Origin of the sequence: Rhodohalobacter mucosus (genome assembly GCF_003150675.1) — a bacterium.
GTDB classification, from domain to species: Bacteria; Bacteroidota; Rhodothermia; order Balneolales; family Balneolaceae; genus Rhodohalobacter; species Rhodohalobacter mucosus.
In genome coordinates, this window is record NZ_QGGB01000009.1 from 160750 (window position 1) to 177588 (window position 16839).

General features: G+C 49.7%; 12 protein-coding genes. 4 read left to right on the forward strand and 8 right to left on the reverse strand.

What is annotated here, in order from left to right:
- Position 1: 1 nt before the first annotated feature.
- A complete protein-coding gene (locus DDZ15_RS13520) occupies positions 2-1411 on the forward strand; it encodes a glycosyltransferase family 2 protein (RefSeq protein WP_109647639.1) in 1410 nt (469 codons plus the stop codon).
- A 290-nt stretch (positions 1412-1701) separates the two neighbouring features.
- Here the strand turns inward: DDZ15_RS13520 and carB are convergent, their stop codons facing one another.
- The 4 genes from carB to DDZ15_RS13540 all read right to left on the reverse strand — a co-directional run bounded on the left by carB (position 1702) and on the right by DDZ15_RS13540 (position 8265).
- Complete coding sequence (carB, locus tag DDZ15_RS13525; RefSeq protein ID WP_109647640.1) at positions 1702-4530, reverse strand: carbamoyl-phosphate synthase large subunit; 2829 nt, start codon at positions 4528-4530, stop codon at positions 1702-1704.
- Positions 4531-4575: 45 nt separating this feature from the next.
- On the reverse strand, positions 4576-5718 hold the full coding sequence (gene carA, locus DDZ15_RS13530; RefSeq protein ID WP_109647641.1) for a glutamine-hydrolyzing carbamoyl-phosphate synthase small subunit: 1143 nt from the start codon (positions 5716-5718) through the stop codon (positions 4576-4578).
- A gap of 445 nt (positions 5719-6163) precedes the next feature.
- Positions 6164-7858 (reverse strand): AbgT family transporter, encoded by a 1695-nt coding sequence (locus DDZ15_RS13535; RefSeq protein ID WP_109647642.1) that lies wholly within the window; start codon positions 7856-7858, stop codon positions 6164-6166.
- A 47-nt stretch (positions 7859-7905) separates the two neighbouring features.
- Entirely contained in the window at positions 7906-8265 is a 360-nt protein-coding gene (locus DDZ15_RS13540; protein ID WP_109647643.1) for a hypothetical protein, read from the reverse strand.
- Positions 8266-8579: 314 nt separating this feature from the next.
- Here DDZ15_RS13540 and sucB point away from each other — a divergent pair, with 314 nt between their 5' ends.
- From sucB to panD, 3 genes are all read left to right on the forward strand, one after another.
- On the forward strand, positions 8580-10391 hold the full coding sequence (gene sucB / locus DDZ15_RS13545) for a 2-oxoglutarate dehydrogenase, E2 component, dihydrolipoamide succinyltransferase (RefSeq protein ID WP_109647644.1): 1812 nt from the start codon (positions 8580-8582) through the stop codon (positions 10389-10391).
- Positions 10392-10494: 103 nt separating this feature from the next.
- Positions 10495-11343, forward strand: a complete 849-nt coding sequence (gene panC / locus DDZ15_RS13550; RefSeq protein ID WP_109647645.1) for a pantoate--beta-alanine ligase — start codon at positions 10495-10497, stop codon at positions 11341-11343.
- Positions 11344-11362: 19 nt separating this feature from the next.
- Positions 11363-11779: an aspartate 1-decarboxylase gene (gene panD, locus DDZ15_RS13555; RefSeq protein WP_109647646.1), complete on the forward strand. Its 417-nt coding sequence runs from the start codon at positions 11363-11365 to the stop codon at positions 11777-11779.
- A gap of 195 nt (positions 11780-11974) precedes the next feature.
- On the opposite strand, the gene DDZ15_RS13560 is transcribed toward panD, so the two are convergent.
- The 4 genes from DDZ15_RS13560 to DDZ15_RS13575 all read right to left on the reverse strand — a co-directional run bounded on the left by DDZ15_RS13560 (position 11975) and on the right by DDZ15_RS13575 (position 16760).
- Entirely contained in the window at positions 11975-13348 is a 1374-nt protein-coding gene (locus DDZ15_RS13560) for a dipeptidase (protein ID WP_109647647.1), read from the reverse strand.
- Positions 13349-13501: 153 nt separating this feature from the next.
- A complete protein-coding gene (locus DDZ15_RS13565) occupies positions 13502-14260 on the reverse strand; it encodes a hypothetical protein (protein ID WP_109647648.1) in 759 nt (252 codons plus the stop codon).
- 3 nt (positions 14261-14263) lie between these two features.
- On the reverse strand, positions 14264-16060 hold the full coding sequence (locus DDZ15_RS13570; protein WP_158278720.1) for a BatD family protein: 1797 nt from the start codon (positions 16058-16060) through the stop codon (positions 14264-14266).
- On the reverse strand, positions 16044-16760 hold the full coding sequence (locus DDZ15_RS13575) for a tetratricopeptide repeat protein (protein WP_109647650.1): 717 nt from the start codon (positions 16758-16760) through the stop codon (positions 16044-16046). The genes DDZ15_RS13570 and DDZ15_RS13575 overlap by 17 nt, the downstream gene beginning before the upstream one ends.
- Positions 16761-16839: the final 79 nt, after the last annotated feature.

Here is a 16839-nt window from a genome sequence, read left to right on the forward strand (position 1 = left end):
TATGGAACAAACAGACTGGATAATTACCGTACTGGTAGGGGTGAATGTGTTCATCTTCATCTATTTTGTTGTTGTTAACCTTTCGTATATCTCGCTGATAGTGCTTTCCTACATTCAGACACAGCGCTCAAGGAAAGAATCTGAGATATTTCAGCTGAGCGGACTGTTTGATACAAGGCTTTACAAATCCATCAGCATTCTCGCACCCGCTTATAACGAGGAGAAAACCATAGTTGAATCGACCAGGGCGCTACTGAACCTTAAGTTTGCGGATTATGAAGTGATCGTTATCAATGACGGTAGCAAGGATGACACCCTGAAAGCTCTGAAAGAAAACTTCGGCCTTAAAAAAATAGACCGGTATGTGCCGAAGAGTCTGAAAACCGAGGAGATTCGTGCTGTTTACGGAACCAGCCGCTTTCCCAATCTTTTTGTGATCGACAAAGAGAATGGCCGGAAAGCAGATGCACTGAATGCGGGGATCAATGTGTCGCGCAAGGATCTTATCTGCGCGGTGGATTCGGATACGCTGCTTGAGCCGGTAGTGCTCCAGCAAATGCTGATGGCCTTTGTTGCAGATCCGGATACAATAGCCGTGGGTGGCGTTGTGCGTGTAGCCAACGGATGCACATTTAAACTGGGAGAGGTGAAGGATGTGCATGTTCCCCGGACCACCATCGGGCGTATTCAGGCCGTAGAATATCTCAGGGCATTTCTGTTTGGGCGCACAGGCTGGGACTTTCTTGACAGCCTGCTCATTATATCCGGGGCATTTGGTGTTTTCGATCGCGAATCCGTGATCAGGGTTGGAGGCTATCTTCATGATACGGTTGGAGAGGATATGGAGCTTGTGGTGCGGCTTCACCGACATTATCGTGAACGAAAGCAGCGGTACAGAATCCGTTTTCTGCCCGAACCTGTCTGCTGGACGGAAGTGCCTGAATCGTGGAAAATCCTGGGGCGCCAGCGAAACAGGTGGCACAGGGGTTTGGCCGATACACTCTGGAGACACCGCAGCATGCTGTTCAATCCGAAGTATGGGAGGCTTGGATTTACCGCAATGCCGTTCTTCCTTTTTGTTGAGCTTCTATCGCCCGTCATAGAAATTGGAGGGTACCTGCTCTTTGGGATATCACTTTGGCTTGGTGTGATCAATATCGGGTTTGCACTTCTCTTTTTAACGGCTGCTGTTTTGCTTGGAATGATCCTTTCTGTTCTATCCATCCTGATGGAGGAGCTGACGTTCAGAAGATATTCAGGAATCAGGGATGTGATCATCCTGATTGTGTACGCCTTTGTTGAAAACCTGGGTTTTCGCCAGATACACGCCTGGTGGCGCCTGCGGGGCCTCATCGATTTTTTCCGCGGCAATAAATCATGGGGAGAGATGACCAGAACCGGGGCCTTTTAGATGCGGATTGAGCCGCGGATTTAGCAGATGGTGCAGATTTCGCTGGTGGTTGTTCTTTGGGTAGACGCAGATATGAGATTCGAACGATTGTTCAAAGATTTTCTGTAAGGGGATGCGTTTTTGATGTTCTTACTTATACGCAAGCGAGAACATGGGATCAAGATTACATCATAGCCATCCAGAAAATTGAAATCCATCCCGCTACGGTAATAATCATTCTATTCATTCCACTTTCCCGCCACCTATCAGTGAAATCTGCGTAATCAGTGAAACCTGCTAAACCCGCGTCCCTATTTAGATAGGTACAGATTCTTAAACTCGTATGGTTTTCTGAAGCGTTCATCATTGAAATTCTCCATGAAGTAGATACTTTCGCCGGTTGACTTCATCTCCGGGCCAAGTTCTTTCTTCACTTCAGGGAATTTGTCGAATGGAAATACGGGCTCTTTAATCGCCCAGTGTTTCAGTTTGGAAGTGAGGTCAAACTCGCTCAGTTTGGCTCCAAGCATAACTTTAACCCCTATTTTAGCCTCCGGACGCTGTGTCGCTTTTGCCAGGAAAGGAATGGTGCGGGTTGAGCGCGGATTGGCTTCCAATACAAACACATCTTCACCTTTTACCGCGTACTGTACGTTGAGGAACCCGACGATTCCCATCTCCTTTGCAATTTTATACTGATAATTTTCAATGGTTTCGATAACTACTTTGCTGAGTGAATAGGGTGGGAGTACGGCTGTTGAATCACCTGAGTGAACACCGGCCGGCTCAATATGCTGCATGATTCCCGCAATATGAAGCTGTTCACCGTCATATACTGAGTCTACGTCCACTTCAATGGCTTTGTCGAGATATTTATCAATCAGGAAGTCGTTTTCCGGATGCGTTTGAAGAATTCGCTCCACATAGACACGGAGTTCCTCCTCTTTCACTGCAATGCGCATGCCTTGTCCACCCAGAACATAACTGGGCCTGATTAGAACAGGATATCCCACCCGCTTTGCGATCTCAACCGCGCCTTCTGCATCCCTGGCTGCCCCATAATCAGGAAAGGGAATATGGAGGCGTTTCAGAAAGCGGGAAAATTCTCCCCTGTCTTCAGCGAAGTCGATTTTTTCAAATTCAGTGCCGAATATTTTGATGCCGGCTTCCACGAAACGCTTGCCCAGTTTCAGGGCGGTCTGGCCGCCGACCTGCAGAATCACTCCTTCAGGCTTTTCATGCTCAAAAATATCAATCACCCTTTCCCAGAATACCGGCTCAAAGTAGAGTTTATCGGCAATGTCGAAATCTGTGGAGACGGTTTCGGGATTACAGTTAACCATAATGGCTTCGTATCCCATCTCCTGTGCCGCAATCACCGCATGAACGCAGGAGTAGTCAAATTCGATACCCTGGCCGATCCGGTTTGGCCCGCTGCCCAGAATCATCACTTTTTTGCGGTCGGTAACTTCACTCTCATTTTCGGTTTCGTATGAGGAGTAGTAATACGGCGTTTCAGCTGGGAATTCGGCCGCGCAGGTGTCAACAAGTTTGAAGCTTGGCTTCATGTTCCAGTCGAGCCGTTTCTTTCGCACATCCTCCTCGTTTACCTCGGGCCCGCTTCTGCTCAGGAGCCATGCAATCTGCACGTCCGAAAATCCGGCCTGCTTTAACTCATAAAGATCTTCTTCCGGAATCGTATCAAGCTCCTGACCCTCCGTGCGATTTTCCAGGCTTACCATGTAGCGTATCTGCTGCAGAAACCATGGATCTACTTTGGTAATGTCCGCAATTTCCTCGACGGAGGCACCCATTTTGAATGCATTGCGTATCTGAAGCGTGCGATCCCAGTATGGACGAACCAGTCTCTCCCGAATGGTTTTGCGGTCGGGGTCGTCGTAGCCGTCTGCCCCCAGGCCCGACCGGCCGATCTCGAGCGACTGCCATGCCTTGTTCATCGCCTCTGGAAAGTTGCGTCCTATTGACATTACTTCCCCGACCGCTTTCATCTGAGTGGTGAGCTCTTCGTCCACTCCTGAAAATTTGTCAAAATTAAATCTCGGAATCTTAACAACCACATAGTCAATGGATGGCTCAAAACATGCTGAGGAGACCTGTGTAATCGGGTTTGGAAGTTCATCGAGTGTATAACCCACAGCCAGTTTGGTGGCGATCTTTGCAATCGGGTACCCGGTAGCTTTGGAGGCAAGGGCGGATGAGCGGCTCACCCTGGGATTAATCTCAATGGCAACCAGCCTGTCGCTGCCCGGCTCAACGGCGAACTGCACATTGCATCCGCCTGCAAAATCACCGATCGAGCGCATCATTTTAATGGCTGCATCCCTCAGGTGCTGATACTGTTTATCGGTAAGCGTCTGTGTGGGAGCAACGGTAACCGAGTCGCCCGTGTGTACGCCCATCGGATCAAGATTTTCGATCGGGCAGACAATGACCACATTGTCATTCTTGTCGCGGAGCAGTTCCAGCTCAAACTCTTTCCAGCCAAAAATGCTCTCTTCGATAAGCACCTGGTGGACGGGGCTCATTTCGAGACCGCGCAGAACCTTGCGTTCAAACTCATCCTCATTCCAGACAATTCCCCCGCCTGTACCCCCAAGCGTAAATGACGGGCGTATCACAATCGGCAAGCCACCCAGCTCTTCCACAATCTCTTTAGCGTCGAGCAGGGAGTTTGCGGTTCGGCTCCGGCATTGCTCAATACCAATTTTTTCCATCAGGTCTCGGAAGAGCTGCCGGTCTTCAGTTATATCGACGGCGTCCATATTAACTCCGATGATCTGCATATCGTTATCGCGCCAGTACCCTTCATGCTGAAGATCGCGTGCTAGATTCAGCGCTGTTTGTCCTCCCATTGTGGGAAGCACAGCGTCTGGCTTCTCTTTTTCCACGATCTCTTTGATGGAATCTGTGGTGAGGGGCTTCAGGTAGATTGCGTCGGCCATCATAGGATCAGTCATGATGGTTGCAGGATTGGAATTGATCAGAACCACTTCATATCCCTCCTCTTTCAGAGAGCGGCATGCCTGGGTTCCTGAGTAGTCAAATTCGCAGGCCTGGCCAATTACAATGGGACCGGAGCCAATGATCAGAATTTTATGAATATCGTCGCGACGGGGCATTCTATGGATTTAAGATTTGTGATTATTGATTGCTAATTGTCGGGATTACCCCTTCATAGAGGGACTTTTTTCCTTGCTGCCTGCACTTTGTTCAACCATCTCCATGAAACTATCGAACAAATAGGAAGAATCATGAGGGCCGGGGGAAGCTTCAGGGTGATATTGAACCGACATACCCGGAAAATTTTTGAACCGAAGTCCTTCAATAGTCCGGTCATTCAGGTTGATGTGGGTTACATCCACTTTGGTATCGTCAATTTTATCTTCATCAACGGCAAAGCCGTGGTTCTGAGTAGAGATCTCAACCAGGCCTGTATTCAGATTCATAACTGGCTGGTTGGCCCCCCGGTGACCCACAAACATTTTTTTTACGGGAATATCTTCCGAAAGCGCCATCAGCTGATGGCCAAGGCAGATGCCAAACAGAGGTTTACCTGATTTTTTTGCAGCTTCCACTACAGGCAGGCCGTACCGTGATGATGCGTTCGGGTCACCGGGCCCATTGCTGAAAAAGTATCCGTCAGCTTCCCATGCCATAACCTCTTCTGCGGGTGTTTCAGCCGGAAATACCCGAAGGGTGCACCCGCGCTGAACAAAATTATTGATGATATTCTGCTTGACTCCGTAGTCCATCATGGCGATGCGATAGGGGCCGTCGGACGGAATTGTTTGCGCCTCAGATCGAGTCACTTTTGTGGCAAGTTCCAGGCCAACCATATTGTCCCAGTTTTTCGCTTTTTCAACCAATTCATTTCCATCAGTGGTTTCAGAGCTGATTACAGCATTCATGACACCTTTTGTGCGGATGTGTCGAACCAGCATGCGTGTATCCACACCCGAAATACCGACAACGTTGTTGCGTTCCAGGTATTCCTGCAGGGAGCCATCAGCGATGGGATTGCTGTAGTCATCAGAAAATGATCGTACGATTAATCCGGCAATCATCACCCTTCTGGCTTCATCATCGCGGCTCATGGTTCCGTAATTGCCGATATGAGGATAGGTCATCATCATGAGCTGACCGTAATAACTCGGATCGGTAAAAATTTCCTGGTAGCCTGTCATGCTGGTGTTGAAACAGAGTTCGCCGCCGGTTGTACCGGTTATGCCTATTGCGCGGCCTCGAACCACGGTTCCATCTGAGAGAGCAAGTATGGCTGGCTTATGGTCAGGTGTGGTGGGATTCATGTAATTGTGAGTCTTGAATTAGCGAAAACATACTTTCCCCATGGTCTGCAGTTATATGGTGAACAGAGGCGGGAAAGTGCTGAAAAAAGCCCAAAAAAAATCCGACTACGGAATCCGTGTCGGATGCATGAAGTGAAATTTCGTAGTTGCAGCAGTTCGGGTAGAACGACTTCATCAGCTTGGTTTAAAGTTTCGATAAGTTAAGGACCCCGTGATGAAAAGGCAAAGGGCAGAAGTAAAAAGGCAGAAGTGAAAAGTGATTCGAAGCGAAGCGTAGAACCGCGAAGCGAAAAGGAGGGCTTGAGTCTTGGGAGGGACGACGTCAGACGTCAAACAAGCGATCGTCGACTGGCGATGAGTGATTTGAGATTGGCAATCTCAGTAGAATTAACCACCCTGCAGTGTGCTTTTCGCAGTCCCGACCCTTCGGGGCACCCAGCACCTGTCAATTCCCCATCATATAATAGATCTCTTCACCGGGACCTACCGGGATGCCGAGGCCGAATACCATCAGGTAAAAAAGAATTATCCACCCGATAAGAAAAAAGATACTGTAGGGCAGCATCATTGCGATAATGGTTCCAATGCCCAGATCTTTATCATATTTGTTGGCAAACGCCAGGATGAGTCCGAAATAGCTCATCATGGGTGTGATAATGTTGGTAACGGAGTCACCGATTCGGTAGGCCGCCTGAATGACCTCGGGCGTGTAACCGATCAGCATCAGCATCGGAACAAAAATAGGTGCGGTTACCGCCCACTGTGCGGAAGCCGATCCAAGCATCAGGTTAACCGATCCGGATACGATAATGAAACCTATAAAGATAATCGGCCCCGTAGCGCCCATGTCCTGCAAAAACTGAGCTCCTTTAACGGCAAAAATCTGCCCCAGGTTACTCCAACCGAAATAGGCCACAAACTGTGCCGCAAAGAAAACGATGACTATGTAGAGGCCAAGCGTTGACATGGCCTGTGACATGCCTTTGATGACATCCCGGTCGTCTTTCATGGTTCCGACGACACGCCCATATACAAAGCCGGGTATCAGAAAACAGATAAAAATGAACGTCACAATTCCCCTTAGGAATGGGGAATCTTTCCAGTCGCCTGTTTCGGGATTTCGAAGAATCCCATTTTCAGGCACGATTGTTAACGCCAGTATACCGAACATGATGAGTATGGAAACCCCGGTGATCTTGAGTGCTCTCTTCTCCTTATCCGTAAGCGGCTCCATGGACGTTTCATCGGACAAGTCTTCCATTGCCATGTTTTCATCGTATGCGCCAAGTTTGGGTTCCACAATCCGTAACGTAACAAATGCGCCCATTGCCGTGATGAGAAATGTGCTGGCAAACATGAAGTAGTAATTTGCCGTTGCCACCACCTCGTAATTGGGATCGATCAGCTGTGCGGCTTCCTGAGTGAGCCCTGCAAGAAGCGGATCGATGGTTCCGAGCAGCAGATTGGCACTGTACCCTCCTGAAACACAGGCAAAAGCACAAGCCAGGCCTGCCAGCGGGTGCCGCCCCATGGAATGAAAGATAACGGCAGCCAGGGGCACCAACACCACATATCCCATTTCGGAAGCAGTATTGGATATCACAGCGGAAAAACAGATGGCAATGGTGACCAGGTTTTTTGGAGTCAGAATGAAGTTGATCATTCGGCGCGGAATAGCAGCCAGGCCGGAAGCCGAGCTCTCTTTTGGCTGGAAGGAAGCGGCTTTTAAAACTATACCGCGTATTACGGCGCTTATAAGTCCCGAGTGTTCCGCAACTCCCACGCCAAGGAGTGCAACAAGAACCACTCCCAGTGGTGCAAAGCTTGTAAAATTGCTAACCATATTCTGAACGATCATGCGCAGGCCCTCCGCATTAAGAAGGCTTATCGGGCGGATGATACCGTCCGGTGCACGTCCGCGCGACCCCTCCGGACGCGGATCGGGAGCGCTCCAGTCAAGCCACTCAGCCAAACCGCTTAGCAGAACCACGCCAAAGGCAAACAGGGCGAAAAGGGTTACCGGGTGGGGGAGAAGGTTGCCCAGCCACTCTACGAAGTCAAGAAATCGCGTAAAGAGGCTCTTCTTTTTGCCCGTTTGCCCGGGCACCTTGGGATCGTCGGTTTTTGGATATTCGCTCATAGATCAGGTTGTGATAGGTACTGCTGGCTTAATGTTGTCTGTTTTTATCAGGATTTGGATCCCGGCGATGCGGACCGAAAAATGGTGCGAAACTGGTATCCGACCAAAGTTCCGGTACCGCTGACAAGCCCGCCGATAACAAATGTGAGAAGCAGAACGAGTATCGGAGAACCGATCTGCATGACGTCTGCGATGCGGCTTGTCAAAATACCGTCGTTTGCTATATGTACATACAATGCCTGAATCAGCCAGGCGGCGCCTCCCGCTGCAAGCCCTGTGAAAAAGGCTTTGGATGCACTATTGAGCATCCACATTCCAACAGCAAGGGCAGGCAGAAGGGCCGACCACCAGGGCATAAAAAGGTTCAGAAACCAGGTCAGGATAAGAATGACTGAAAAGGGTCTCATCAGATATACCGATCGTGTGAATCATGAATATTGAATGGTAGTGAGTATAGTGTTTTGACGGAAAAACCGAAATAGCACAAATTGAGTACATCTGCACCTCTGCAAAAAGTGAATGATTTATGAGGGAGTCAGCAATGCAGCAGGTCCAGGGCACAGAATAACTGGAAGCGGTTTTCGATTGGAATGCCGCCACTTTGGATGCGTTGAAGTTGCAGGGTGCATTTTGATCTGATACCGATTATTCTGATCTTTGGAGTCCGGCAAAATACCGTGTAAAACCATATTCAAAACCAGAAAGATCAGCGTATATCAGCATGGCAAAGGTTGAAGTAGTGATGCCCCAAATGGGCGAATCCGTGATGGAAGGTACCGTTATTGAGTGGGCCAAAAGTGTTGGCGATAAAGTGGAAGTAGACGAAACCCTTCTTGAAATTGCCACGGATAAGGTCGATACCGAAGTACCCTCCCCCGAAGCCGGCGTTCTTGTGGAAATACTTGTAGAAGCCGATGAAACCGTAGAGGTGGGGCAGCCCATTGCCATCATTGATACCGATGGAGAGGCTTCTGCTCCTTCAGATGATTCATCCGGGTCGGAGAGCGAGAGCGAAAGTGACGGTGATAAAGAAAATGGTGAAGAGGAAGAGCAGGGCGGGTCCGAATCTGAAGAAAAACAAGCTGAGGAAACGACCGAATCCCAATCGTCAGACCAGGGCGGCGATGACGCCGACGGTGAAAAGATTGAGGTTGTAATGCCTCAGATGGGTGAATCGGTGATGGAAGGCGAAGTTCTGGAGTGGCTGAAGAGCGTTGGCGACACGGTTGAAGTGGACGAGCCCCTGCTCGAAATTGCCACCGATAAGGTAGATACGGAGGTGCCGTCCCCGGAAGGCGGAACGCTCATTGAAATTTTGGTTGAAGCCGGCGAAACAGTTGAGGTGGGCCAGCCGATTGCGGTGATTGCTACAGGCAAGGCAGCGTCAGGCGAGTCAGCCGGCAAAAAAACCAAAGAAGCATCTGAAGAGAAAACCGGGAAATCTGCCAAGGACACATCCGGTAACGGAAAAGAAGAGAAAACGAAAGAACCCGCTGAAGCAGCTTCTTCAGGAAGTGAACCGCAGCGAATGGGCAGTGACGGCAGATTTTATTCACCGCTTGTGCGTTCAATCGCCAAAGAAGAAGGAATCAGCCAGGAAGAGCTTGAAACAATTGAAGGCAGCGGCAAAGAGGGCCGCGTATCAAAAAGCGACATACTCCAGTATGTTGAGGATCGCAAGTCAGGGAAAGTTAGTAAGCCGGCGGCCAGATCAGAAGGCAGTGGGCTAACCAAGCCTACCTCCGAGCCGAAGCAAAAAGGCGGCGAGCAGGGCAAAATCTCTGCAGGCGAGCTGAATGTGAAGCGTCCGCACGAGAATGTGGAAATCATCAAAATGGACCGCATGCGCAAGATGATCGCCGAGCATATGGTGCGTTCAAAGCAGACATCCGCGCACGTAAGCACCTTCAGCGAGGTAGATGTAACCAATATCGTGAACTGGCGAAATGCCAATAAGAAAAAGTTCGAGGAACAAACCGGTATTCGTCTCACCTTTACGCCAATCTTTATTGAAGCATTCATCAAAGCGATTGGAGAATTTCCGCTCATCAACAGTTCCGTTGACGGCGATGAGATTATTCTGAAAAAAGATATCAACTTCGGCCTGGCCGTGGCGCTCGGCGAGGGCGGCAAGGGCGGTCTCATTGTGCCCGTTATTAAGCAGGCACAGGACAAGAACCTGATAGGACTGGCCAAATCGGTTGCTGAGCTGGCTCATAAAGCACGCAATAAGGAGCTGAGCCCCGATGACCTGGTAGGCGGAACCATAACCCTTACAAATTACGGTAGTGTGGGCAACCTGATGGGCACTCCGATCATCAACCAGCCGCAGGTAGCCATCCTGGGAACCGGTGTGATAGAGAAACGCCCCGTTGTGATGGAGACCGAACAGGGCGATGTGATTGCAATCCGTCATATCATGTATCTCACCATGAGTTATGACCACAGGATTATCGATGGAGCGCACGGCGGTGCATTTACCAGCCGCGTGAAGGAACTTCTCGAAAATTTTGATCCGAAACGGGCATTCTGAATCAGCAAGGATCGCAACCGGGAGCATTCATTCAATCACCATTAGCGGCACTACAACCTTTTGCCGCTTCTCTCATAAGGGGACAGATAAATAAGGGGCTGTCATGATCGTCTGCAGAACGATTCAGGAAATCCGAAAAGAAACGGGGAAGCAAAAACAGGAGGGAAAAACCATCTCTTTTGTACCCACCATGGGTGCACTCCACGAAGGTCACCTCTCCCTGATACGCGAGGCAAAAAAGCACGCCGACCTGGTGGTTGTCTCGATTTTTGTGAACCCCGAGCAGTTTGGCCCGAACGAGGATTTTGATACCTATCCCCGCGAAACGGAATCCGATCTTCAAAAATGCAGGGAAGAGGGTGTTTCCATCGTTTTTCTGCCCGATCGCAGGGAGCTGTACCCCGAAGAGAAGTTTCTCAGAATTGAAATTGACGACCTGAACAGGCATATGTGCGGTGCAAGCCGTCCGGGATTTTTTGAGGGTATACTGCTTGTGGTAAACAAACTGTTCAATATCGTGGAACCGGATGCAGCCCTTTTTGGACAGAAAGACATACAGCAGTTTCTGATTTTAAGCCGGATGGTAAAAGAGTTCAACCATGATATAAAGATGGTAATGGTGCCCATCTCAAGAGCCAATGATGGTCTGGCACTCAGTTCCCGGAATGCCTACCTGAGCCCAGAGGAACGTGAAGCCGCTCCGTCACTGTACAGAAGCCTGCAGTATATCGAAAGGCAGATTCGTGAAGGAGTTGATACCCCCGGTCTGCTGATTGAACATCAGAAAAGTGAGCTTGAGGCAAAAGGGTTGAAAATTGATTATCTTAATGTGTTTTCGCGAAAAACGCTGGCACCCGTAGAAACGTTATCCAATAGCGGGCAATATATTCTTGCTGGTGCTGCCTGGCTGGGCAAAACCCGGCTGATTGATAATATTTTGATTGACTACTAAGATTTTTGATTGAATTGATATGAAACTCGAGATGTTTAAATCCAAACTTCATCAGATGCGGGTTACGGAAGCAAACCTGATGTATGAGGGAAGCATTACCATTGATGAGGATCTGCTTGACATGGCCAATATTCTGCCCTACGAAAAGGTGCAGGTTGTGAATATCACAAACGGTTCACGGCTCGAAACCTATACCATTCCGGGAGAGAGGGGCAGCCGTGTATGTTGCCTGAACGGTGCCGCTGCGCGCCTTACACAAGTCGACGACCGCGTTATTGTGATGGCTTATGCGCACATGGATGCTGAAGAAGCCCGAAATTACAAGCCCACCGTAGTTATCGTGGATGAGAATAATGAGCCCAAGGATATTCTGGATGAGGTAACCCACGGAAAAAAATACGGACTGGAGAACGGATTGATCGAGAACCCCGATTAATCGAAAGAGATAGGGTCAGGGTTGCTCAGACCCGGCCGGGCAGTTGGCAGGATCGTAATTCCGGATCCGGGAAAAAAATTACAGAAGGCAGTGCCGGGTTACTTGATACAGTTTAGTCTCACCCTCCGGCGCTTAATGTACATCTCCCTGCCAATCAATCACTCCTCCCGGCCGCAGAGCAACGCCAACTGCCCGCTACTCTACAAAATCCGGCAGCAGTTCCATAAACCGTGCGGACGTCTTGATGCCCCGGTGAAAATCCTTCAGTGAGAAGCTTTCATTTGGGGAGTGCAGTGCGTCGCGTGTAAGCCCGAAGCCCATCAGGATAGAATTTACTCCTAGCACCTTCTTGAAATCAGCAACAATCGGGATGGATCCGCCTTCGCGGGAAAAAAGCACATCTTTTTCGTACACGTCCCTGAATGCCTGTGCCGCTGCTTTCAGCCCGTAAAAATCAAGATCAATAACTATCGGGTACCCACCGTGGTGCGCTTTCACTTCCACTGTTACCGTATCAGGTGCAAGTGACTGGACGTAATCAGTGAAAAGTTCAGCAATTTTGTCGGGTTCCTGGTCCGGAACGAGGCGCATGCTAACTTTTGCTCCTGCTGCTGCGGGAAGCACGGTTTTGGCACCCTCTCCCTGGTATCCGCTCCAGAGTCCGTTTACATCAAGTGTGGGGCGGGCTGATGATCTTTCAAGTGTCGTGTATCCTTTCTCACCGTCCAGCTCCTTCAGGTCCAGGCCGCTTTTGTACTCTTCCTCATTAAATGGAAGCTCTTTATAGGCATCGCGCATCTCTGCTGTAAGCGGCTGAACGGCGTCATAAAAGCCCGGAATTTGAATCACACCGTTGGAATCCTTCAATTTAGCTATGATCTCACAAAGCACATTGGCAGGATTCTCAACCGTTCCACCGTAGACCCCGCTATGCAAATCACGGTTGGGTCCCACGATGTTGATTTCCATGTAGGCAAGCCCGCGCAGGCCATAGGTTATGGAAGGCTGATCTTCACCGAACATCGCGGTATCCGAAATGAGAACCATGTCGCAGGCTAAAAGATCCTTGTGTTTTTTGATAAACGGGATCAGATGCGGCGAACCGATCTCCTCTTCACCTTCCAGTATGAACTTGACGTTGACAGGCAGCTCGGTGTCGGTTTTCAAATACGACTCCACCGCTTTGATATGTGTGAAGGACTGGCCTTTATCATCGCTTGCCCCCCTTGCATAGACCCGTCCGTCTTTTACTGTAGGCTCGAATGGAGGTGTGTTCCACAGATCATCCGGATCGGACGGCTGTACATCGTAGTGGCCGTAAACCAAAACGGTTGGCCGATCTTCGTAGGGACATTTTTCGGCAGTGACAATCGGGTGGCCGCCTGTTTCATGAAGGGTCACTTTTTCAAGCCCTGCGTTTTCGAGCTGGTGAATCAGAAATTTGGCGGCATTCATCACATATCCCTTATGCCGTGAATCGGTGCTTACACTTGGAATTCGCAAAAATTCAAAAAGCTGATCCTGAAATGTGTTTATATGCTGGTCGATATAGCTCTGTGGTGCGCTCATGCAGACTGTAGGTTTGTTTTTTGGTCATGCCCCCGTAAAATGTTCAGTTGGCACGTACCCCTTGTGATATTTTAATATCCTCCAAAGATAGAATATTAAGGGTTCAATATCATTCCTGGTCGCGGAATCATAATTGACTGCAGGTCCGGGCTATCAAAATACCTTCATGGACTCGGTTTGTAGCCAGCCATACATTCCGTTTTCAAGCCGTACATAGCTCCACCCTTCCGTGCTTTCACTTTCGGCCAGGTCCACTCTCATTACGTAGCCCTCATAGGCGGTGCTTACTGTTGCGGTATCCGTGTTTGGTGCCTGATATACGGGCTGTTCCCTTTCAATAATCACACCGGTTCCATAACGGGTCTCAAGATAATCCGTGTAGAAAGCTGCGGCAAAAACGAGTCCGGAAGAAATCAGCATTCCCGTCCATAGATATTTCAAAAGGGTACTCCTGACAGGATAGAACCAGCCGGCTATGATTCCTGCGGTGCCGCCATACAGCAGTATAAATGCAAAGGTGAAAAGAAGTCCGGTTCCAAGGCGGTTTGCAAGAAAATTGAAAAAACGGTCCCAGGGCAGTTGCGGAAGCACAGCAGAACGACGCTCAAACCGCTCATTGACATAGGCAAGAGCTTCAGACGCTGCAGATTCTGTTTCATCCAGGTTTTCGGCCTGCAGGAAGTAGTATTTTGCCATGCCAAGGGAGTCGAGTGCGGTATAGGCAATTCCCATATTGAGCCAAAGACTCCCCGACTGAAATCCGTCATCTGCAATCGTTTTGTAGATATCCAGCGCTTTGCGGTATTCATTTTGCTCAAGCAGAAAAGTTGCTTCATCAAATCGCGCTTGTTGTGAATAGAGTGCGGCAGGAACGAGCCAGAGGAGCAGAGCAAGTTTGAAGAAGTGTTTCATTTCCTAAAGCTTTTTTTTCAGTTCCAGCAGCAGCTGCTCTGTTTTTTCAATATCAGCGAGCTGATCATCGCTGTCAGAAATAGGCGCATAACTGATGGTAGCGCACTTTTCAAGCATGGTATGCAGCGATCTGGCCAGCTGGCGGTCATCGGTTGTTTCCCTTACGTTCTCTATAAGCTCTTTATCTGAGAGTCCTGCTTCGGGGAGGGCAAGCTTGTCGGAGATGAAACCGGCGAGTGCATGGCGCTGCAGGTTGTAGCACTCTTTTACTTCATTCTTTTGAACTGCATTTTTAGCTGAATCAATTCGGTCAAGCGCAGTATCATATGCGCTCTGCGACCGTGCGAATGAGCGGTCGGACTGTAGACGGTGATAGTATTTTTTTTGCCTGAGGCCAATCAGAATAGCTGCTGCCGGTATAAGAAGGAGAATCCAGAAAACCGGCGTGAGGTAAAATACCCCGGAAGATTGCCTCTGCCATACGGCGAGCCCCTGTACCGGACGAAGATCCGGCATGCGCTGCCCGCTCGACGCTATAGGTGAACCGGAAGCCGGCTGCACTTCAAAAGAGAGGGAGGGAAGCGTTGTATAGCGATAAAGATCCCTGTTGGGGTCGTACACAGCGATCCGTTCTTCTGGAAGTTCAAAACGGCCTGGAGCACGCGGAACCAGCAGTTCGGTGTAGGTTTTGGTTCCCCTGATGCTGAGCCCGCGTCTCTGAATGTCGGTGGTTTCCTGCGGTGTATAAAGGTCGAACCCGTCGGGCAAGCTGTATTCAGGCCGCCTGATCAGCGGGATATTCCCTGTGCCTTCAATCGTTGTAATCAGCTCCAGGGTTTCACCCGTTTCAACAGTTGATCTGTTGATGCGCCGCTCAACAGTAAGATCACCCACTGCATTTATTGACAGCCCGGAAGCCGGTGATGCCAGAGGATCTACGGTTATGGTTACCGGTTCGGATTCAATGGATATTCTGCGCTGATTCCCACCGGAACCGAAAAAGCTGCCAAAAGGATCGTTACGTGAAGGCTGTGTGCGGATTCCCACATTCAGCGGGAATGCTGAGAGCGTCAGCTCACCGCTGCGGCTGGGGAAGAGCGCGTATCGCAGCAGGGTTGCCTTTCTGTAGCGCACACCGTTCAGGATCACGGATTCTGCCTGCGGCTGACGTATGTTTTCAAGCTCTTCTTTCCAGAAACCATCCGTTCGCCAGCCGGATGAGGGCTGAAAAGATGTGATCTCCACACCCTGCTTAAAATAGAGTACCAGGCTGGCAACCATCTGCTGGCCGGGAACGGGGTTTGTTACATCGGGTTCCACCTCCAGGAAGATATCAGGCAATTGTCGGCCACCCTCTTCTGTTAAATCGCCCCGTTCCAGTATATCGAACGGAATCGGATCGGTTTGGTAGGTTTCACCGTCAATATCAATTGAAATGGGCGGTACCGTGTAACTGCCCTCGCTGCGTGCCACAAACGAAAACGTATACGTGGTGCTTGTTGTGGTGCGCCCGTTTACAATCGTCACGCTGGTGCTCCTGGAAGGTGTGGCAGATAAAAGGCCCACGCCATCCATTTCCGGTATCCGGGGAAGGGATACTCCGCGCATGGATGAGCCGCCTATTTGTACGCTTACCGTGAACTGCTCTCCGATAAAGATCTTGTTCTCAGATATGGTGGCTTCCAGGGTAAAATCATTATCCTGCGCAAATAACGTTCCGGCCGCGTAAAAAAGGGCGAGTATCAGCAGGGGTATTTGGCGATAACCGAAGGATGAAATGGATCTACCAGTCTTTCTCATTTCGGGTATTGCTTTGACTTGATTCCTTTTTCTGATTCTCAAGCAGATCGCGTTCGAGCTCTTCAAGGGCATCGAGCAGGTTTTCAGCCTCCTCGCGGGTTAGTTCTTCGGGTCGCTGTTGTTGCTGCTGATCCCGTTGCTGTTCCTGATCCTGGTTTGGATTGTTCTGCTGTTGCTCGTTTTGCTGCTGATCCTGTTGCTGTTCCTGATTGTTTTGCTGTTGCTGCTGATCCTGCTGCTGATCGTCATTTTGCTGATTCTGCTCCTGATTCTGCTGCTCTTGCTGCTGCTGTTCCATTTTCTTTCTGGCCAGCTCGTAGTTATAGCGGGCGTCCTCGTCATCGGGATTCTTTTTAAGGGCTTCCCTGAAATAGTTCAGTGCCTCATCGAAATTTTCGGTATCGGTAAGCATTCGTCCCTGATTGTAGTCGGCAAGCGACTCCTGTGCTGCATCCTCGGTCATGCTGCGGTACTGATCATATGCACGGGCAGCCTCATCAACATCTCCCGACTGTGCCAGCGCATTACCCAGATTGTAATAAAGGCGTGGATTGTCGGGATCCTGTTCAATCGCGCTTCTGTAGAGTTCAGCGGCTTCTGCATAGTCTCCCCTCTCATATGCCTCATTGGCCTTGCGGGCGTCATTGGGCGCAAAACCTATAAGCCAAAAAGAAAGAAAGATAAGGACCGGAATTCTCATGTCAGGCTAAGTATGAATTTGTTTGAGATGAACAGGATGAGTAACGGACGGAACCCGCAGAGCGTATGTTTGTGGTGTT